Genomic DNA, 19,037 nt, shown 5'->3' on the forward strand with positions numbered 1-19,037 from the left:
GGTGACGCACATCCGCGGACTCGGCTACCTGCGGGTCCAGTCGACCGACGTTCCGCGCTGGCGCGACCTCGCCGTCGACGCGCTCGGCTTCGCCGAAGGATTCGGCTCCGATCCGGACGGCCTGTACCTGCGCATGGACGAACGCCGACACCGGCTGACCGTGCTCCCAGGAGACGCCGACCGCGCCCTGTCCGTCGGCTGGGAGGTCCGCGACCAGTACGCACTGGCCTGCGTGCGGGAGGCGATCGAGAAGTCGGGCGCCGCGGTGGCTTCGCTGCCCGCCGAGCAGGCGGCCGAGCGCGGCGTCGAAGACGCCATCGCCTTCACCGATCCAGCCGGCACCCCCACCGAGGTCTTCTTCGGCCCGGTGCTGGACCACGCTCCCCTCCGGACCGGGCTGGGCCAGGCCTTCGTCACCGGACCCCAGGGCATGGGGCACGTGGTCCTGCCGACTCCCCGGCAAGCAGAGACTCTGGACTTCTACGCCGAGGTCCTCGGCTTCCTGCCGCGCGGCGCGATGAAAGTGGGCGAGGCGGCTCCCGCCCATCCGCTGCGTGTGCGCTTCATGGGTGTCAACCAGCGCCACCACAGCCTGGCCGTCTGCCCCGCACCGCACGACGGCGCTCCCGGTCTGGTCCACTTGATGGTCGAAGCCGACGACCTCGACGCGGTGGGCCGGGCGCTGGACAACGTCAACCGGCTGGGCTTCTCGGTCTCCTCCACTCTGGGCCGTCACACCAACGACAAAATGATCTCCTTCTACGTGCGGGCCCCTGGCGGCTGGGACATCGAGTACGGGACGGACGGCCTGCTCGTCGACGAGGCGTCCTACACCTCGGAGGAGATCACCGCCGACAGCTATTGGGGACACGATTGGTCGGCATCACAGCCGCTGGCCGCGTTCCTCCCGCAGGAATGACGGTAGGTCCCGGCGCCTGCCCGCTGACCGTCCTGGAGGTCGTGGAGGAGACGGCCGACGCCCGCTCGCTGATCCTCGCGGTTCCCGAAGAGCAGCGTGACCGGTTCAACTATCGCCCCGGCCAGTTTCTGACGATGCGCGCACCGGGCCCGGACGGATCGAGATCGGCGCGGTGCTATTCCCTCTCCAGCGCGCCCGGCGTGGACCCCCACCTGAAGATCACGGTCAAGCGGGTTGCCGGCGGGCTGGTCTCGAACTGGATCTGCGACGAGATCCGCGCGGGCGACGCGATCGAGGCGCTGCCTCCGGCCGGCCTGTTCACGCCGAGCCGGCCGGAGGACGATTTGCTGCTCTTCGCAGGCGGCAGCGGCATCACCCCGGTGATGTCGATCATCAAGGCCGTCCTGGCCGGCTCCACGGGCAGCGCCGTACTGTTCTACGCCAACCGTGACGAATCCTCGGTGATCTTCGCGGCGGAGCTGCGCGACCTCATGGCGCGGGCTCCACACCGTCTTCAAGTGATCCACTTGCTGGAAAGCCTGCACGGGCTCCCGGCGGCCGCGTCATTGGCCCAGCTCGCCGCCCCGTTCGCCGACCGCGACAAAGCGTTCGTCTGCGGGCCGGGCCCCTTCATGGACGCCGTCGCCGAGGCGCTCCGCGCGGTCGGCGTCACCGGTGACAGGGTCGTCGTCGAACGGTTCAAGTCCCTCACCACCGACCCGTTCGCCGCTCCGGCGGCTTCGGGGCCCGCGGCCGACACCGCCGCCAGCGTCGACGTCACTCTCGACGGCGCATGCCACTCGTTCGACTGGCCCGCGACAACACCACTTCTCGACCTGCTGTTGTCACATGGATTAGATGCCCCCTTCTCATGCCGCGAGGGAGCGTGCAGTGCCTGCGCCTGCCGAGTGACCGTCGGCGAGGTCACCATGCTGCGCAACGACGTGCTCGAAGACGAGGACCTCGCGGAAGGCTGGGTGCTCGCGTGCCAGTCCCTGCCCGCGTCCGACCACGTCGAGGTCACCTACGACTGAAGCCGCACCGCTGGTGTGAGCACAGAGCTTGAGCCTGCCCCGATCTCGGCCGACCGGGGTGACCGAGTGTTGAGTTCGGGTCAGTTGCGGCGACCCACCGCCAGGGGGCAGGACAGTGCCGGGCGACTTGCCTATCGGCACAGGCCGCGAGCCGGCGGCGTAGCTCACTGTAGAAGAGGGTCTCGGCGCGTGGCAGCGTCCAAGGCGTCCTCATCTCACCGGGGCTTCAGGCCGCATGCTTTGCCGTGCCTCTCCCCTTTACAAACGTGCGCGCGGTGACTAGCGTCACAGAAATGGCAGATTCTGCCATGTTGGCGGAAACCAGCATCGATTGCGGTTCCGCTCCCACCCCACGTGCGGCGCTGGAGGCCTCATGACCACGGCATCAGCGGAGCCGAGCCCGGTGACCATGCTCGATCGCGTTTCATCGATCCTGGACGCCTTCGCCGGCCAGCAGCGGCTGACCCTTGCGCAGCTGGCCAGGAAGGCGAACCTTCCTCGGTCCTCGGCGCACCGGATACTGCAACACCTCGTCGAGCTCGGCTGGCTCGAGCGACATGGCTTCGAGTACGCGCTGGGCCTGCGCATGTTCGAGCTCGGATCACTCGTCGTCAGGGGCAACAGGCTCCACCGCGCGGCCCTTCCGGTCATGCGGGACCTCCATGGGAGCACAGGGCTCACCGTCTATCTGAGCGTCCTGCGCGGCGCGGACGTCCTGCACATCGAGCGGATCGGCGAATGGCCGGACTCGGGTGACGGCTGGCATGTCGGCGCCCGCCAGCCCGCTCATCACGCGGCACCGGGGCGAGCCCTGCTGGCCGGCCTCACCCCGAACGCTCGCCCCGAACCCGATCTGTCGATCCCGCTCACGGCCTACAGCGTCCGGACGAGCGCCCAACTGGATCACGAACTGCAAAAGGTCCGCGACCATGGAGCCGCGGTGGACCTGCAGGGCCTGGCACTCGGCGTAGCCTCAGTGGCCACGGCCATCGGGCCGGCCACGTGCCCCCCGGCGGCGCTGACGGTCACCGGTCCGGCCGCGAACCTGAAACCAAGCCAGGTGCTCCCCTACCTGCTCGTGGCCGCTGCCGACATCTGGAGGGCCGCGACGGAGATGTCCCGGAGCAGCGCGAGCCAGCGGCCTTCCCGCCTCCGGCTGAGTCTGCGCCCGCCGGCACCTCTCGATGGCTTGCCGTCCTACACCGCGCGGCGGCCACGTCAGGCCTAACCACCCATCTCAGGCGTCCAGGACGCAATGAGCGACACCATCGCCTGCTCGAGCAGTTCGTGCAACTCGTCCAGATCCGGCGATTCGTCAGCGCGGATCCAGTGGTAGTACGTGAGCCGGGCTGCGTGGAGGATGAGGCCTCCGCGAAGACGCCGCTCGAACTGGTCGCTTCCGGCGAGCCCCCGCGCGGCGAGGAAATCTGCGATGGGACCGGTCAACGGTTCATCCAAGGCGTACCAACGCAACATGTACTCGGGCGAATCCCGGATGACGGACAAGAACCGGCGCTGGAACAGCGCGGGAGGACCGTCCCGGAACATCGTGCGCGGATAGAAGATCTCGGCCAGCGCTGTCACCACGTCGCCACTGGCGGGTGCTTCCTCTAGCGCCTCCAGCATCGCTTGCGCAGACCGCTCGAACAGGGGCACCACCACGTCTTCCTTCACGGCGAAATGGCGGTAGAAGGTGCGCTGGGAGATCCCGGCGCGTTCACAGATGGCCTCGACCGTGGTGCTGGTCCCGCCGTCCAACGCGAACAACTCCAGAGCGGTACGCGCCACTGAGAACCGCAACTCCTCGGCGCGGCGCTCGGTCAGCGTCCGGCGCCCAGAGCTTCTCACCAGGACCATCCCCCTTTCCGCAGGCCATCCCAACGCGACGAGCCTAGGCGATCCGCCCCTACGTCTGGTCCGCACCTGCCGCTCTACGGGCGGTATACCGGAACAAGTCCGTTCACCGGGACATCGCCGGAAACCCGGCGCTGCCCTTCGGGCTTGAAGGATCAAAACACTCGAACCCGCCGCCCGTGAAGGAGCAGCTGACAGCAGACCGAGGCCGGGCCGGGATCGTTCCAATGACGATCCCGGCCCGGCCTCGGAGATGTGGGGCTCAACCTTCGGTGAGCGCCTCGAGTTGCGCGCTCATGCGCTGAAGCGTCTCCAGGTACTCCTCGACCATGCCGAACACGATGTCCTTGGCGGACTGGACCTTGGTCATCCGGCTCACCACTTGGCCGACCGGTCCGCCGACCAGTTCCTGGACACCGGCACGCTTGGCGCGCGCCGTGTACTCGGCGTACAGCATATACTGCAGCGGCATCGGCAGTGCGCCCGGCCCGGCCGGATCGTCCCATGCCTCGGTCCATGCCGTCCGGATCTGCCGGTTGGGCTTGCCCGTCTGCGACTTCGATCGGACCGTGTCGGTGGACTTCATGCGCAGCAAGCGCTCGACCTCGTGCGGCTCCGCAGGCGCTTCTCTGCAAGTCAGCCAGATCGAGCCGGTCCACACTCCCTGCGCACCGAGGCTCATCGCGGCCGCCATCTGCCGGCCGGAACCGATGCCGCCGGCCGCGAGGACGGGCACGTCGCCCGCCGCGTCCACGACGTCGGGGACCAGCACCATCCCGCCGATCTCGCCCGTGTGGGCTGCTGCCTCGTAGGACTGGCAGATGATGACGTCCACACCGAGCTCGACGTTACGCGCCGCCTGATGGGCCTTGCCGACAAGCGCCCCAACCTTGGTCCCGCGCTCGTGTGCACGGTCGACGAGCCAGGCCGGTGGCGGGCCCAGCGCGCTCACCAGCAGCCCGTGCTCGTGTTCCAGCACGACGTCGATCTGCTCCTCGCCGCCGGCCGCCGTGAACCCCGCCGTCGTCCAGTCCTTGTGGCCGTTGGACTCGGGCAGTGGCGGGACGTCGTACCGCCGCATCAGTTGTTCGGCGTACTCCCGGTGCTCCTTGGGGATCATCGCCTCCAGGCGCTCCTGCATTCCCTCGCCGTCGCTCAGACCGGCGTCGCGGTCCGCCGTGTGCACCGGGGCCACGATGTCCACGCCGTAGGGTCGTCCGCCGGAGTTCTCCTCCAGCCAGCGAAGCTCGATGTCGATCTCTTCCGGCGACATCGCGACGATGCCGAGCACCCCCATCCCGCCGGCCCGTGAAACTGCGGCCACGACGTCTCGGCAATGGCTGAAAGCGAAGATGGGGTATTCGATTCCCAATTCTCTGCACAGTTTGTTCATCAATCGGCCTCTCTATCGGCGTCAGTCGGATGCGGGAAGCGGCTTGGCCGCCTTGATGGCCAACGGCCGGTCTCCGACTGCGAGCCCCCCGGCGCCCGCTCTGGTGCAGAGGAGTTCGAGTGTGCCGGTGTCGTCGGCGTAGCGCTTGCCGATGAGCAGTTGGTCTCCGTCGGCGGGCCGACCGGCCCGCTCGGCCGTGTCGGCGACGACCATCGGCTGCCCTCCGCACCGGAGGTCGACATCACCGGACGGTGCGCGGACGACGACGACCTGGGCCTGCGAGACGATGCTGTTCAGTTTCAGGCCGGGTCGCAGTTGCATGGTTGGTCCTTTTGGTCAGTTGTAGATGCCGGCTTCGGCGTCGGCCTCCGGGGCGTACAGCAGGTCATCGGCGACCGTGCCCTGGCCTGGCAACCGGACGGTCGCGACGGCGGTCGCCGTCACCTCGCCAGCGTGGTTGACGTTCTGCACCGCCACGTCGGCACGCAGGTCGTCGGGCGCCTCGCGATAGGTACGGCGCACCGTTCCCCGCACCGCGTTCGTGTCACCGACGAGGTTCGGGCGCCGAAGCCGCGCCTCGGCTTTCACCAGGGTTCCGTGGTCGCCCATCCAGTCGGTCACCGCCTGGAGGAGCCAGCAGATGCGCTGGGGACCGAAATCGAACGACGCGGCCTGGGCGCGAGCCGCCCGCGCGTACTCAGGATCGGCCCTGCCGCCCGCCCCCATATCAATGGTGCCCTCGTCCACCTGTCGCGCCCGGCGGGTACTGAGCGCGCCGTGCGCGAAGAGGTAGAGTTCGGTGGTGGTGTAAGTGCCCTTGGGCAGTTCCGGAATCGCTTCTCCCTCGGACACGTTCTCCCAATAGCGCGGGTCGCCGCCACGGCGGGCGCGTTCCCACACCAGCGGGTCGGGAGCGACCCGCGGCGCTGAGCCCGAGGCGACCTGCGCGGACTCCACTCCCTTTCCCTGGTTGGCGAAGCGCAGCATATCGTTGGTGAGCCTGGCCACCAGTTCCCCGCGCGAGTTCCAGTACTCGGTGGTGCCGGTACAGATCAGCGCCTCCCCCGCCTGCCTCGTCGTGGTCCGGCGGATGCCGGTGGGAGTCTGGATGCTCCGCAGACGGTCGCCGAGCCAGATCGGCCGATACCATTCCAGCGAGGCGCCCAAGTACAGAACCGTGAGGTCACGCATCGACACGTCGGCCTCGGGGACGTGCCCCCAGATGGAGGCGTTCGCACCGAAATCGACGGAGAACACGAAGCCGGGCGGCGCGACGAGATCGTGGTGGCGGCCGCGGTCGGCGTAGCCCTTGTCGCGGTAGAGCGGGTTGTAGTCGCCGGCCCCGTCGGCGTACCGTGCCAGCCATTCCTCCGTGACGGTTCGCCATGGCCTGGGCGGCATCGGTTCGCCGAGCCGTTCCTTGTAGGCGGCCTCGAACTCGTCCAGTGTGGTGATCTTCGGCATCAGGACTTCACTCTCCGGGGAAGCGCGGCGATAAGAGGCGTGTCGACACCGACCGGTCCGGCCACGCCAGCGCCACCCGGCTCGCCGATCGGCTCCCGCCGCCCTGGCAGGGTTTGCTGAAGAATTCGGCGTTGTCGGCGACGAGCCACCCCTCACCGGGCGGCACATCATCGTCGATGTAGATCGCCTCCATGGGGCATTCGGCTTCGCAGGCACCGCAGTCGACGCACTCACCGGGGTTGATGTACATCTTGCGGAGGCCTTCGTAGATGCAGTCGACAGGGCAGACCTGGATGCAGGACCGGTCCATGACGTCGACGCACCCTTCGGCGATCAGGAAGGGCATCCGCGGCTCCGCACCGTCGGGTGGTCCAACATCGTCATCGGCTCACCAGGCGATCGGCAGGACGTGCATCCCCGCCGTGAGGTATTCCGAGGCGTACTCCGGCTCCCCGGCCAGCTTCAGCCTCGGGAACCGGCGGAGTAGAGAGCCGAGCGCGACCTGCATCTCCATGCGTGCCAGCGGGGCGCCCAGGCAGTGGTGCACGCCGTGGTTGAGCGTCAGATGAGGATTGGGCCGCCGCGTCACGTCGAAGGCCTCCGCGTCGTCGAAGACCGCCGGGTCGTGGTTGGTACTGGAAGGGTCAATCGCCACGGCGTCCCCCTCCCTGATCAATGTGCCGTCGATCTCCACGTCCTCGGTCGCCACGAAAGGGACGAGCGAGCCGAGCCCGCCGGCCTTTCCTCCGATTGCGAACTGGCCGTGCCGCAGGACCTCCTCGATCGCGGTCGGTACCACGCCGTCGACATCGGCCAGGACGGCCTTCAACTGGTCGGCGTTGCGGAGCAGAGATAGCACGGCGAGGTTGATGAAGTTCGCCGTATTGTCGAAACCGCCGATGATCAGCAGCATCGCGATGGGCAGGATCTCGGCGTCCGTCAGCGAGTCGTCCTTGTCCGCCGCGGTGGCCAGGGCGCTCAGCAGGTCGTCGCGCTGTTCGGAGCGGCGCTCGGCGATCAGCTCGGAAAGGTAGGCGTACAGTTGCGCTCCCGCCTCCAAGATCGCCTCCTCCGTCATCCCCGAGGTCGCCAGCGTTGATTTGCTCCACTCGATGAACTTGTCCCGATCCTTGGCGGGCACTCCGAGCAGCTCGCTGAGCACACGGATCGGCAGGGGAAGCGAGAAATGCTCGACGAGGTTGGCCGGAGAACCGTGCGCGACCATCCCGTCGAGCAGTTCGTCGGCGAGGTGCTCGGTCCCCTCCCGCAGCCGGGCGACCCGCCGGGCGGTGAACGCCTTGGCCACGAGCCGGCGCAGCCGGGTGTGGTCCGGCGGGTCGGCGAACTGGAGCGTGCCCTTCAGGAAGTCCGGGAAGTGGACGAAGAAGGGGACCTCCCGCTCGCCCCGGGCGAAGGGGCCCCGGACGAACTTGTTGCTTTCCAGCATCTGCCGGGCCGCCTGGTGGCGGTGGATGATCCAGCCCTCCCCGCCGAACGGAAAGGCCACCTTGGTCATGGGGCGGTCGGTGATGACCTGCTGGTAGTTCTCCACCGCCTGGACGGGCGTGGCCGGCGGGAACGGGTACTGCACAGCGCTCTCGGTCATGGCTGTCCTCCGAGCTCAGATTCCGGATTCGATCTCTTCGCCCGTCTCATCGCGCACGACGATCGCGGAGACCGGGCATGACTCGTAGGCGTCGACGACGCTCTCCGACGGCCTGACACGGGCCGTGCGCGCACGCGACTTTCCCTCGGCCATCTCGAAGACGTCCGGCGCCACGGCAACGCACATCTTGTTGCCCACGCAGACGGCACGCTCCACCTCGACCGTCCACTCGGCACCGCCGCTCATGAGGCGGCCGCAGACGGCAGCATCAACGGGGCGGGCTCGGCCTGACCGACGGCGAGGATCTCATCGAGGCGATTGGCGACGGTCTCCGGCGTCAGATCGGGGTCGGTTATACCTGCGGTGTTGGCCAGCACGAGCCGGGACACGGTACCGCCCGCGGCGTTGAAGACCTCTCCGTTGACGGCGCACTCGGCGTGGGCCAGGTAGGCGGCGACCGGCGCCACCAACGACGGTGGCATGACCGCCTTCATGTGCTCGACGGTGCCGGGCGGCAGCGCGTCCGCGGCTTGGTCGAGCATCCGGGTGCCCGCGCCGGGCGCGATGGCGTTGACCTTGATGCCGTGAGCGTCAGCGGCCACCGCGAGGGTGCGGGTCAACCCGAGGACCGCGCCCTTCGCCGAGCCGTAGTGCACCATGTCCGGAACACCGAGCATCGCACCGGAAACGGTGTTGACGATCCGGCCGTGCTCTGAGGCGATTAGATGCGGCCACGCCGCGCGGCTGACCAGCATGCTGCCCAGGTAGTGGACGTCGAGAAAGTCTCTGTACCGCGACGTCGGCACTTCCAGCCACGGCTGGACGGTGTAGATGCCGGCGTTGTTGATCACGGCGTCGAGGCGGCCGAACGCGGTCATCGCCGCGTCTACGATGGCGTCCGCTCCCTCCTCTGTCGCCACCGAGTCGGTCGAGGCGATGGCGCGGCCGCCCGCCTCGGTGATCGCGGCCACCACCTCGGCGGCCGGGTCCTCGCCGCGCGGCGTACCGTCGACCGCGCCTCCCACGTCGTTGACCACGACGGCCGCGCCGCGGGCGGTGAGCAGTTCAGCATGCGCGCGGCCGATGCCGCGACCGGCCCCGGTCACGATCACCACGCGGCCGGTGAAGTCCAAGCGGGTCATGGTGTTGCTCCGTGTTCTGTCGAAGGTGTTCGCGGCCTCGCGGTGGTTTCAGGGACGGGCCGTGCCGCCGGACACCGGAACCGGCGCCGTCCAGATGGAGCCTTGGCCCTCCCGGCGCGACTTGTCGAAGTCCATGACCTCGAAGCCGCAGCAGATGTAGAGCGTGCGGCGATCGTCTCCGCCGAGCCCGCAGGCGGTGGTGCTGCCGCATTCGGCCTGCGGCGCGGTCACCCTGGCCAGCGCCTCACCGCCGTCGCGCACGCGGAGCACCTCCCCGGTGGCGGGGAAGGCGACCCAGGCCGCGCCGTCGGTGTCCAGGCACAACCCGTCGGGCAGGGAACCGAGTTCGGCGAACACGCGGCGGCCGCCGAGCGTGCCATCCGGGGAGACGTCGTAGGCGGTGACTCGGTTGGCGAAGACCTCCGCGACCACCAGGGTCCGCCCGTCGGCGGAGAGGGCGATGCCGTTGCCGCACATCAACTGCCCCGCCTCATCGGCGATCCGGACCGTGCCATCCGGCTCCACCACGATGATCGGCGACTCCTTGGGGTTCTCCTCGGCGTACAGGTCGAAGCCGAGCTGGGTGATGTAGGTGCGGCCGGCCGCGTCGACCACCATGTCGTTGATCGGGCCCACGGCGTGTTCGCGCAGGTCGGCGTACACGCTTGTCGTGTTGCCGTCGTAGGCCAGCACCAGCCGCTCGAACATCGAGTTGACCAGCATCCGCCCGTCGGGCAGGAACCCGGTGCCAACCAGGACGACGGGCTCGCCGTCCGCGGTCTTGCGGTCGGACAGATCGAGGTGGGTGTCGCTTTTGCCGGCCTCGTCGAGGGTCAGGATGCGGGCGTTGTACATGTCGGAGAAGTAGAAGCGCCCGTCGTGCCAGCGCGGGCACTCGGTCCAGCTGAAACCGGTGGCGAGTCGGCCCGCCTGTATGTCGGTTGCCATGGTGTGCTCTCCTTCGGTGGGGTGGGACTACAGGCCAGCGGGCCTGTCGCCGATGACATCTCGTTCGGCGAGTTCGCCGATGCGGTGGGGAGACAGGCCGAGTTCCTTCTCCAGGACCTCGTTGTTGTGCTGGCCGACGGTCGGTGGCGCAAGCCGGGACCAGCGGTCGATCCGGCCGAACCGGAACGGCAGAACAGGGATCGGGATGCGTCCGAGAACTGGGTGATCGATCTCTTCGAAGTAGCCGCGCGCCTCGATCTGCGGGTGCGCGTGCACGAAGCGTTGGTCGGCGACCTGGGCAGCCGGGACTCCCGCGGCCAGCAGACCGGCCGCGGCATCCGCCACATCCCGCCCGGCCGTCCACGCCCGCAGATCCTCATCGAGGCGGTGCCGTTGTGCCCATCGGCCGGCGGCGTCGGCCAGGGCCGGGTCCGCCCACTCCTGGATGCCGGTGTAGGCGGCCAATGCCCGCCACTGCTCGTCGGTGACGACCGAGATCGCGAGCCATTGCTCCATACCCGCCCCGGCGAAGACACCCTGGGGAGCGTGTCCGTGCGCCTGGTTGCCGTCGCGCTCCAGAAGCGTGCCGTTGGCCGACCACTCCACGACCTGTTCGGCGGTCATGGTCAGCGCCGCCTCCACCAGCGGCGCCTCCACGAGCAGCCCTCGTCCCGTCCGTTCCCGCTGCTGCAGCGCGGCCAGAAGAGCGAAGGTCGCGTTCGAGCCGCCCATCGGGTCGGCCGGGCCGCTCGGATTCACCGGAGGACCATCGGGGTAGCCGATGCGCCAGCACATGCCCGAGTACTGCTCGACGGTCTGGGCGTATCCGACCATGTCTCTGCGGGGACCGGACAACCCGAACGCCGGCATGCGGAGCATCACCAACCGCGGGTTGATCTCTTGGACCCGGGACCATCCGAGGCCGGAGTTGTCCAGGACGCGGGGGGCGTAGTTCTCGAGCAACACATCGGCATCGGCGATGAGCCGCTCGACGAGTTCACGTCCCTCCGGACGCGTGATGTCGAGCGTCACCGCCCGTTTGTTGTGGTTGGCCCCGAGGTAAACCCACCCGGCCTCCCACCACCGCGGATTGTCGGTGATGGTTCCGCCGAGCATGCGGGCGCCGTCGACCCGCCGGGTGGCCTCGATCTTGATCACATCCGCGCCGAGCGAGCCGAGCAGTGTCCCGGCGAGCGAGCCGACCCACCAGTTGCCGAAGTCGATCACGCGCAAACCGGCCAGCGGAAGGAGACCGACACCACTGTCCTCTGGACGCGGCACCGCAGGCGCTGCGAAACGAGCGTCCCCATCCGGCTCCGGGGCCTTGCGCGCCGATGGGGGGCGGACCCCGTCGAACAGGAACGGCACCGCCGGGTGCCGAAACCTGCCGCTGGCGTCTTGGACGTAGAAGCCGCGATCGACCATGTGCTCGTCATCGAGGATCGTCGCCGCGCTGTGCACCGGGGCGCAGGGGATCCTGAAGTCCCGGGCGGCCTGAACGATCTCGGCCACGGTGCGTTGCCGGGTCCAGGCGTGCACGGCCGCCGAGAACTCACGCGATCGCCGGTAGCGGCCCTCGTGCGTCTTGATCTCCTCGTCGCCCAACCAGTCGGGGCGCTCGATCAGGACCAGGAAGTCCTCGAGGTTCTGGGCCGAGGCCAGGTTGAAGCCCACCCACCCGTCGGCTGCAGGCTCGACCGACGGGACGAGCCTGCGCCGCTGCACTACAGGATCGCGCGAGTCACCGCGGATCGTGGCGGCCACGTCGGCGAACATCGTCGCCGCGTAGGTCGTCACTTCCAGCAATGAGACGTCGATGAGTTCGCCGCCGGGCCCGGCGAGGGCGGCCAGGGCGGCCGTCGCCGCGAACGAACCGGCGACCCACAGCTCCTCAGCCCCGCCGAGCGCAAGCGGATAGGCCGCAGGCTCCCCCCGGTTGCTCAGCGAGCCCGACTCGGCCTGCACGGTGAACTCGGTCCACGGTCTGCCGGATCCCGCCCATGGGCCGGTCATGCCCCACGGGGTGATGACCACGACGGTCGCCTGCGCAGCGAGCCGGTCGAGCAGCGCACGGTCCGGCGCGTCATCGGCCTCAAGGATCACAACGTCAGCGGATGCGGCGAGGTCGGCCCACTCGCGTCGGCTGGAGACCTTACCCGCGGCGAGGAACGCGAACAACGGAGCGTCGGTACCACCACGCCTTTCCCGCTCTCTAAGCGGGTGTCCGCCTTCTGGTTCCCACAACAGCACATCCGCGCCGACGTCCGCGAACAGCTTGCCGGCGTAGGCCCCCGCAATGCTATTGGAGACCTCCAGCACTCGTAGCCCGGCGAGTATGCCGCCGCTGTTCTCGCCCGGGATGGAGTTCATACCCGTCCCTTCATCTGCACCGAAGCGGTCCGCCCGCCGCGGTCAACACCCAACCGAAGCGCACGATAGGCGTCAGACCAAATGACAGAGTCCTTTGCCGTGACCTTGCCGGTCGGGGAAGCCCGGTCTCGCATCTCCGCGGGTTCGCAATGCCGTGGAGCGAATCTAGATGGCCCCTGCGGCCTGCAGAAAGATGAAATTCTGCTCAGTGGGATGCTCTGTGTGCACGTTAATGGGGTTATTCCAGTCACTGGGAAGCGCTGTTCCTTCGACCGTCGAACGCCCTCTACGGTCGGGGCCGACTCGGCGAGGACGTCGGCCGGGACGTCGGCCGGGGCGTCGGCGGCGACAGTGCCGGGTCTCGGCAGCGCAGGACCCGCCGCGCGGGTCAGAAGGGTGGGCCGGGGCGCGTGCAGGTCCACGGCCAGGCACGGTCAGCGTCGGCGCCGCTGCCGGCGCGGCGACATCCAGGAGGAGCGACCTTGAGCACGCGATGGAACGAGACCCACGACGTGGTCGTGATCGGTTCCGGAGGCGGCGGCCTGACGGCGGCCTACACCGCCGGCAGCGCAGGGCTGCGAACGGTCGTGCTGGAAAAGTCGGAATACTTCGGCGGGATGACCGCCTATTCGGGTGCATGCCTGTGGCTACCGGGGAACCACATCGCAGGCAAGACCGAGGAAGGCGACACCCCGGAGCGCGCACTCGAATATGTGCGGGTACTGGTCGGCGACAGCGCTCCCGAGGAAATGCAGCGCGCGTACGTCACCAATGCCGCCAGGGTGGTCGAATTCCTCACCCAGAACCCCGCCCTCCGCTTTCATCACGGTCCTTTCCCCGACTACTACGATGCCCCGGGCCGCGTCCCGGGCGGTCGCGGCATCTTCCCCGCGCCATTGGCCGGCGCCGAACTAGGTGACCTCGCCGGGAACCTGCGCGGCCCGATGGCGAAGCACCGATTCGGCCGCGAGATGGATCTCAGCCGGCTCGACGGGGGTCGCGCGCTCATCGGCCGGCTGCTGCTCGCGGTCTCGGGTCTGGAAGCGGTGAAGCTGCAGAGCGGGACATCCTTCACTGATCTGGTCATCGACAACGGGCGCGTCACGGGCGTCGTTGCGCGTCACGGCCAGCAGACGACCCGGATCCGAGCAGAGCGGGGAGTCGTGCTCGCCGCGGGCGGGTTCGAGGCCAATGCCGAGCTGCGCCGCAGATGGCAGGGCCGCGACAGCGAATGGACGAACGCGCCCGAGACGCACACCGGCGACGCGATCGTCGCGGGCATCGCGGCCGGCGCGGCCATCGCCGGGATGGAGAACGCGTGGTGGGCCACCAATCTCGCCTACCCCGGGGGCAAATCGGCGTTCATCGTCGGTTTCCACGGCGGTCTCTTCGTCAACGGGACCGGCCGTCGCTTCGCCAACGAGTCACTGCCTTACACGCAGATGGGCCAGGCGATCGTCGATCTCGAGGCGATGGGCGAGCCGGCTCTCCCCGTCTACTGGATCTTCGACGACCGATTCGAGAGCGTTCCCTGCATCGTCGAAGTGGAACCCGATCGCGAGGAGCTGCGGGCAGCGGGTCTCTGGCACACCGCGGACACGATCGAGGGCCTCGCCAGTCGGCTCGATCTGCCCGGCGAGGTGCTCGCGGCTACCGTCGCCCGGTTCAACTCGCACACCGCGTCGGGAGTGGACGAGGACTTCCATCGCGGTGAGGACGAGTTCGATCTCTTCTTCGCACGGGGGGATGGACCCAACCCCTGCCTGGTTCCGGTCGACCGTGCGCCCTTCCACGCGGTGCGCATCGGCCTCGGTGACCTGGGCACCAAGGGCGGACTCGTCACCGACCCCGACGCAAGGGTGCTGACCGAGTCCGGCACCGCGATCCCCGGGCTCTACGCCACCGGCAACACCACCGCCTCCGCCACGGGCAATGTCTATCCCGGCCCGGGCGCCCCGATCGGCACCTCGATGGTCTTCGGTTTCCTGGCGGCAAGGCATTTGGCAGCCGGGAGCGTGGCCCCGCAGCCCGCATGAGCAGCCTGACCGGGGAGCCTGAACGATCTGAGCCGCGCTGATTCCGGTGCGCTGACTCCGTGGGTGAGACCGGCGGCAATGGCGCCCGCCGCCGGTCTCACCCACGGTCACACCTCCTCGCGGGTCTCTCCTCGCGAGGCGAGGTTCTCGCGGCTCTTGCGCAGGGCGTGCAGGCGTTGTTCCAGCCGCTCCACCGCGTCTGTTTGGGCTTGGGGCCTTCGACGCAGCGCTTCCAGGGCGCTGGCCGTCTCCGCCTCGTCCTCCTCCAGCCGTTCGATCGCGAGACCGCGGGTGAGCAGGTCCTGCTCCGTCCAGTCCGAGGCGCCGGTCTCTTCCGTCGGCATGCCGTCAGCCGGTCGTCTCGTCGTGGAAGTTGAACAGCTTCCGGGTGTTCAACTCGACGATCTGGTGGACCTCGTCGTCGGGGATGTCGGCGAACACCTTCTCGGCGTACTCGCGGCTGTGCGGCCAGTAGGAGTCCGAATGCGGGTAGTCGCATTCCCACGTCATGTTGCCGACACCGATGTCGTGCCGGTTCTTCAGTCCGGCGACGTCGTCGATGAAGCAGCCGTAGATGTGCTTGCGGAACAGGTCCGACGGGCGCACGTCCTGGACCACGTTCTGGTACCAGCGATGCCGGTGCCAGGTGCCGTCGATCCGCTCGAGCAGGTACGGGATCCAGCCGACGCCGCCTTCGGACAGCGCCACCTTCAGCCTGGGGTGCCGGTGGAAGACGGGCGAGAACAGCAGGTGCGCCGTGGCCGACATCGAATTGGTTCCGTACAGCGAGATCGTCACCGCGTACGGGGCCTCGGGTGCGGTCGCCGGCGGTGAGCCGGAGGAGCCGAAGTGCATGCACAGCGGCATGTCGGTCTCCTCGGCCACGGAGAAGACTTCATCCCAGTGGTCGGTGTAGATCGACGGAAGCCCCAGCGGGACCGTGTTCTCGGGGAAGGTGATGCCCTTGGCGCCCTTGCCCGCGCACCGGCGGATCTCCTGGACGCACAGCGCCGCGTCCCACAACGGCAGGATGATCAGCGGGATGAACCGGTGCGGTGCGACGGCGCACCACTCGTCGATCACGAAGTCGTTGTAGGCCCGGACGCATGCCAGCGCCAGGTCCAGGTCCTTGCTCTCGGCGGTGAAGAGCGCGCCCGCGAACCGAGGGAACGAGGGGAAGTTGGCCGCCGCATGCACGCCGTCGAGGTCCATGTCGACGATGCGCGCCTGAGGGTCGTAGCAGCCGGGGATCATGTCGGCGTAGCGCACCGGTTCGACGCCGTACTCTTCGGGCTGTTTGCCGGCGACGGCGTTGAGGCCGATGGAGGGGAACCGCTTGCCTTCGTAGTGCCAGACCTGGATCGGTGGCCCGCCGGCCTTCGACGGCTCGTCGACGATCCGGGGCCCGCGCTCCTGGTGCTTGCGGGGCAGCCGGTCCGTCCACACCTTCGGGTGCTCGATCAGGTGATCATCGACCGATATGAGCTTCATCCAGGGTTGCAGGGGCATGGTTTCGGCCTCCCGTTCAGGATCGGAGATAGGGGGTGCGTAGCCGGTCGCGGCCAATCTCGCCGGGCTGCCAGCCAGGAACGAGATCCCGGCCGTCGAGGGTCCGCACGGGGCGGTCGTGCTCGACGAGGAGGGAGAGGTTGTAGCCGATGCGTCCGGTGAGGATCTTGGGGTTGCCGGTGCACAGCATGAGCGCCGCCTCGGCGATGGTCTCCTCCGGCTCGGAGTTGTCCCGCCGGACACCGGCGACGGTGAGTGCGTTGTCGGTGGCCACCTGATATTCGGGGGCGAGTGCGTTCACCGCGATGTTGTCGTCGTAGAGCTCCATTGCGGCGCCCGTGGTGATCCGGTCGATGAACGCCTTGGTGCCGCCGTAGAGCGTGGCTCCATTGGTCGGGTTGTGCCTGAACGGCGGACCCGTCCGCGGTCCCGCCTGGGAGGAGGAGATGTTGAGGATCCATCCCGCTCCCCGCTCGCGCATGCCCGGTACCGCCGCGGCGGCCAGGTTCCAGGCGGCCCACACGTTGGTCTCGACGGCCGCGCGGAAGGCCTCCCCGGTCATGTCCGGGAAGATGAGATCGAAGTGCCGGCTGGCGGCGGCGTTGTTCACCACGATGTCGACCGGAGCGCCGAACGCCTCCCCGGCTCGGTCGATGATTTCGCTGCGGCTCGCCGCAGGATCTCCGAGGTCGAAGGGAATGGCGGTTGCGTGGCCGCCGTCGGCGGTGATCTGCGCGACGGTCTCCTCCAGCGACCCGGCCAGGGAGGCGTCACCTGGCCGCAGCGAGCGGGACACCGCGGCGACCGCGATCCCCTCGGCGGCGAGCCGGCGGGCGATTGCCCGACCGATGCCGCGGCTGGCGCCGGTGACGACCGCGATGTGCCGCTGTCCCGTCACGACGCCAGCCCCGTGATCCTGCGGAAGTTGCGCCCCGCAACGTTCGCCAGTTCGTCGTCGCTGAGCGGCAGCGACCGCAGGACCTCCAGCTCGCGGTCGAGGCGGTCGTGGCTGGTCTGCGGTGTCACGCCGGGCCGCGACCGGAACCACAGGTACTCGCTGATCACCCAGTTGCTGCCGAACAGGACGCGGTCGGTGCCGATCGCCCGTAGGTGCGCTGCCATGTCGTCGGCGCTGACGTGTCCCTCGGCCACTTCGATGAGCCGAAGCGACACATCGGTGTGGACACCGGAGTACGTCTTGGCCAGCTCGAGCACCTCGGCGTCGGCGCCTTTGCCGAACGTGCGGTCGTGGCCGAGATGGGCGAAGATCAGCTTGAGTGAGGGGAAGTCGGCCAGGGCCTTGGCGTAGTGCCGAGGGCGGCCGGGCATGAACCCGGCGGCCTGGGTCAGGATCGGGACGCCCTCGGCGGCGCAGTAGTCGTAGACCGGCCACATTCTCGGGTCGTCGCCCTCGGTGCCGTGGTTCATCGGCACGTGCTTGACCCCGAGAGCGCCGCGGCGGATGCCGTTCTCGACTTCGGAGAGCAAGGTGTCCTTGTCCATCAGGACCGGGTCCACGCCGACGAAACAGCTCAGGCGCCGATTGCTCGCGGTCTGGTCGAGCGCCCACTGGTTGTTGTCCTGGATGCGCCGGATGATCCTGCGCCGCAGGCCCTCCTGCTCGCGTGCCCGGTCGGCCGGTTCGTCCGGCAGCACGTTGAGGCCCTGCCGCCAGTACACCCCGGACCAGGTGAACATCAGGATGTTCATGTGCGCGATGCCGGTGTCGGCCATCACCCGCTCGGCCTCGTCGGGCGTGCCGAAGAACCCGGGTTTGTCAGGCAGTCCCATCGCGGCGCTGAACCGCAGCAGGTTGCTGTAGAGGTCGCAGCTGTGGTCGGCGGTCCTCAGGATGTGGTTGTGGCAGTCGATGATCTCCAGGTCGCTCACGAGGTGCTCCCGGTACCGCTCAGCGCCGCGGGAGTCAGCGATCCCACGGCCGGCCGCCGCGTGGTGTGGGTGATCCCGCCGTCCGACACCACCGAGTGCCCGGTCATGTAGGACGAGAGGGCGGAGGCGAGGAACACCGCGACGCCGGCGGTCTCCTCGGCACCGCCCAGCCTCTTTTGCGGCGTGGCCTCGGCCGCCTTCCGCATGAACTCCGCCTGTTCGGGGCGGCGGGAGGTGGCGGTCTCCCGTCCGCTGCGGTCGATGGCGTGCGTGCCGGGGACCACGCAGTTCACCCGGATGTCGTACGGCGCCAATTCCAGTGCCGCAGAGCGCGTCAGGTGGATCACGCCAGCGTTTGCGGCGCCGTAGTGCGAGATGGACGGCGCGGCGGTGACCCCGCTCGTGGAGCCGAAGTTGACGATGCGTCCCTGCACGCCGTCGCCGATCATGGCGAGGGCCTCGGCCTGCATGCACAGCATCGTCGAGGTGAGGTTCAGCTCGATGGGGCCGTTCCATTCCGCGAGGTCGAAGTCCAGGAAGGACTTCGGCGTGGCGGCGCCAAGGCTTCCGACACCGTTGACGGCCACCGCGATCGGCCCCAGTTCGCTGCGGGCCTGGGCGACCATCGCGCGGACCTCCTCAGGCCGGCGGACGTCGGCGTGCAGCGCGACCGCTCGGCGTCCGAGGTCTTCGATCTCCTTGACCGTCTGGGCGGCGAACTCCTCGGCGATGTCCACGACGGCGACGTGTGCTCCGGCCTTGGCCAGGGCGATCGCGGTCGCCTTGGGGATGCCCCCGCCGCCACCGGTTACCAGCGCCACCGCGTCGGTCAGCCCGAGCAGTTCCGCCGCATGCTGATCAGCCATGTTCGT

The 19,037-nt window shown here is 68.8% G+C and carries 18 protein-coding genes and 1 pseudogene; 4 read left to right on the top strand and 15 right to left on the bottom strand.

The annotated features are described in order from the left end of the window. The first annotated feature begins 1 nt into the window (after window position 1). From ACA514_RS45110 to ACA514_RS45120, 3 genes are all read left to right on the top strand, one after another. Window positions 2–919: a VOC family protein gene (locus tag ACA514_RS45110; RefSeq protein ID WP_375047652.1), complete on the top strand. Its 918-nt coding sequence runs from the start codon at window positions 2–4 to the stop codon at window positions 917–919. Then, window positions 916–1,953 carry a 2Fe-2S iron-sulfur cluster-binding protein gene (locus tag ACA514_RS45115; RefSeq protein WP_375047692.1) on the top strand — a complete coding sequence of 346 codons (1,038 nt, stop codon included), beginning with the start codon at window positions 916–918 and terminating at the stop codon, window positions 1,951–1,953. Before ACA514_RS45110 ends, ACA514_RS45115 begins: the two co-directional genes overlap by 4 nt. Before the next feature lie 409 nt (window positions 1,954–2,362). Next, window positions 2,363–3,181 (top strand): IclR family transcriptional regulator, encoded by an 819-nt coding sequence (locus ACA514_RS45120; protein ID WP_375047693.1) that lies wholly within the window; start codon window positions 2,363–2,365, stop codon window positions 3,179–3,181. Here the strand turns inward: ACA514_RS45120 and ACA514_RS45125 are convergent. From ACA514_RS45125 to ACA514_RS45170, 10 genes and pseudogenes are all read right to left on the bottom strand, one after another. After that, complete coding sequence (locus tag ACA514_RS45125; RefSeq protein ID WP_375047653.1) at window positions 3,178–3,810, bottom strand: TetR/AcrR family transcriptional regulator; 633 nt, start codon at window positions 3,808–3,810, stop codon at window positions 3,178–3,180. The genes ACA514_RS45120 and ACA514_RS45125 overlap by 4 nt on opposite strands. Window positions 3,811–4,069: 259 nt before the next feature. Then, on the bottom strand, window positions 4,070–5,200 hold the full coding sequence (locus ACA514_RS45130; RefSeq protein WP_375047694.1) for an NAD(P)H-dependent flavin oxidoreductase: 1,131 nt from the start codon (window positions 5,198–5,200) through the stop codon (window positions 4,070–4,072). Window positions 5,201–5,221: 21 nt separating this feature from the next. Further along, entirely contained in the window at window positions 5,222–5,521 is a 300-nt protein-coding gene (locus ACA514_RS45135) for a hypothetical protein (protein ID WP_375047654.1), read from the bottom strand. A 15-nt stretch (window positions 5,522–5,536) separates the two neighbouring features. Then, window positions 5,537–6,664 carry a MaoC family dehydratase N-terminal domain-containing protein gene (locus ACA514_RS45140; protein WP_375047655.1) on the bottom strand — a complete coding sequence of 376 codons (1,128 nt, stop codon included), beginning with the start codon at window positions 6,662–6,664 and terminating at the stop codon, window positions 5,537–5,539. Then, window positions 6,664–7,010 (bottom strand): annotated as a pseudogene (gene fdxA, locus ACA514_RS45145) (ferredoxin). Before fdxA ends, ACA514_RS45140 begins: the two are co-directional and overlap by 1 nt. Before the next feature lie 42 nt (window positions 7,011–7,052). Further along, window positions 7,053–8,270 carry a cytochrome P450 gene (locus ACA514_RS45150; RefSeq protein WP_375047656.1) on the bottom strand — a complete coding sequence of 406 codons (1,218 nt, stop codon included), beginning with the start codon at window positions 8,268–8,270 and terminating at the stop codon, window positions 7,053–7,055. A 15-nt stretch (window positions 8,271–8,285) separates the two neighbouring features. Continuing rightward, window positions 8,286–8,516, bottom strand: coding sequence for a ferredoxin (locus ACA514_RS45155; protein WP_375047657.1), 231 nt, complete (start codon window positions 8,514–8,516; stop codon window positions 8,286–8,288). Further along, window positions 8,513–9,403, bottom strand: coding sequence for an SDR family NAD(P)-dependent oxidoreductase (locus ACA514_RS45160; protein WP_375047658.1), 891 nt, complete (start codon window positions 9,401–9,403; stop codon window positions 8,513–8,515). Before ACA514_RS45160 ends, ACA514_RS45155 begins: the two co-directional genes overlap by 4 nt. A gap of 57 nt (window positions 9,404–9,460) precedes the next feature. Continuing rightward, entirely contained in the window at window positions 9,461–10,360 is a 900-nt protein-coding gene (locus ACA514_RS45165) for an SMP-30/gluconolactonase/LRE family protein (protein ID WP_375047659.1), read from the bottom strand. 27 nt (window positions 10,361–10,387) lie between these two features. Beyond that, window positions 10,388–12,730: a CoA transferase gene (locus ACA514_RS45170; RefSeq protein WP_375047660.1), complete on the bottom strand. Its 2,343-nt coding sequence runs from the start codon at window positions 12,728–12,730 to the stop codon at window positions 10,388–10,390. 482 nt (window positions 12,731–13,212) lie between these two features. Between ACA514_RS45170 and ACA514_RS45175 the strand changes: the two genes are divergently transcribed. Then, window positions 13,213–14,766, top strand: coding sequence for an FAD-binding protein (locus ACA514_RS45175; protein ID WP_375047661.1), 1,554 nt, complete (start codon window positions 13,213–13,215; stop codon window positions 14,764–14,766). 107 nt (window positions 14,767–14,873) lie between these two features. On the opposite strand, the gene ACA514_RS45180 is transcribed toward ACA514_RS45175, so the two are convergent. Genes ACA514_RS45180 through ACA514_RS45200 form a run of 5 tightly spaced genes read right to left on the bottom strand, consistent with a single transcriptional unit; the run spans window position 14,874 to window position 19,031 of the window. Then, window positions 14,874–15,110 carry a hypothetical protein gene (locus tag ACA514_RS45180; protein WP_375047662.1) on the bottom strand — a complete coding sequence of 79 codons (237 nt, stop codon included), beginning with the start codon at window positions 15,108–15,110 and terminating at the stop codon, window positions 14,874–14,876. Window positions 15,111–15,114: 4 nt separating this feature from the next. Further along, window positions 15,115–16,275 carry an amidohydrolase family protein gene (locus ACA514_RS45185; protein WP_375047664.1) on the bottom strand — a complete coding sequence of 387 codons (1,161 nt, stop codon included), beginning with the start codon at window positions 16,273–16,275 and terminating at the stop codon, window positions 15,115–15,117. Between the two features lie 16 nt (window positions 16,276–16,291). After that, window positions 16,292–17,173: an SDR family NAD(P)-dependent oxidoreductase gene (locus ACA514_RS45190; protein WP_375047665.1), complete on the bottom strand. Its 882-nt coding sequence runs from the start codon at window positions 17,171–17,173 to the stop codon at window positions 16,292–16,294. Beyond that, window positions 17,170–18,165: an amidohydrolase family protein gene (locus ACA514_RS45195; protein ID WP_375047667.1), complete on the bottom strand. Its 996-nt coding sequence runs from the start codon at window positions 18,163–18,165 to the stop codon at window positions 17,170–17,172. The genes ACA514_RS45190 and ACA514_RS45195 overlap by 4 nt, the downstream gene beginning before the upstream one ends. Beyond that, window positions 18,162–19,031, bottom strand: a complete 870-nt coding sequence (locus ACA514_RS45200; protein ID WP_375047669.1) for an SDR family NAD(P)-dependent oxidoreductase — start codon at window positions 19,029–19,031, stop codon at window positions 18,162–18,164. Before ACA514_RS45200 ends, ACA514_RS45195 begins: the two co-directional genes overlap by 4 nt. Between the last annotated feature and the right edge of the window lie 6 nt (window positions 19,032–19,037).

The sequence above is a fragment of the Actinomadura sp. NTSP31 genome, assembly GCF_041951385.1.
GTDB classification, from domain to species: Bacteria; Actinomycetota; Actinomycetes; order Streptosporangiales; family Streptosporangiaceae; genus Spirillospora; species Spirillospora napierensis.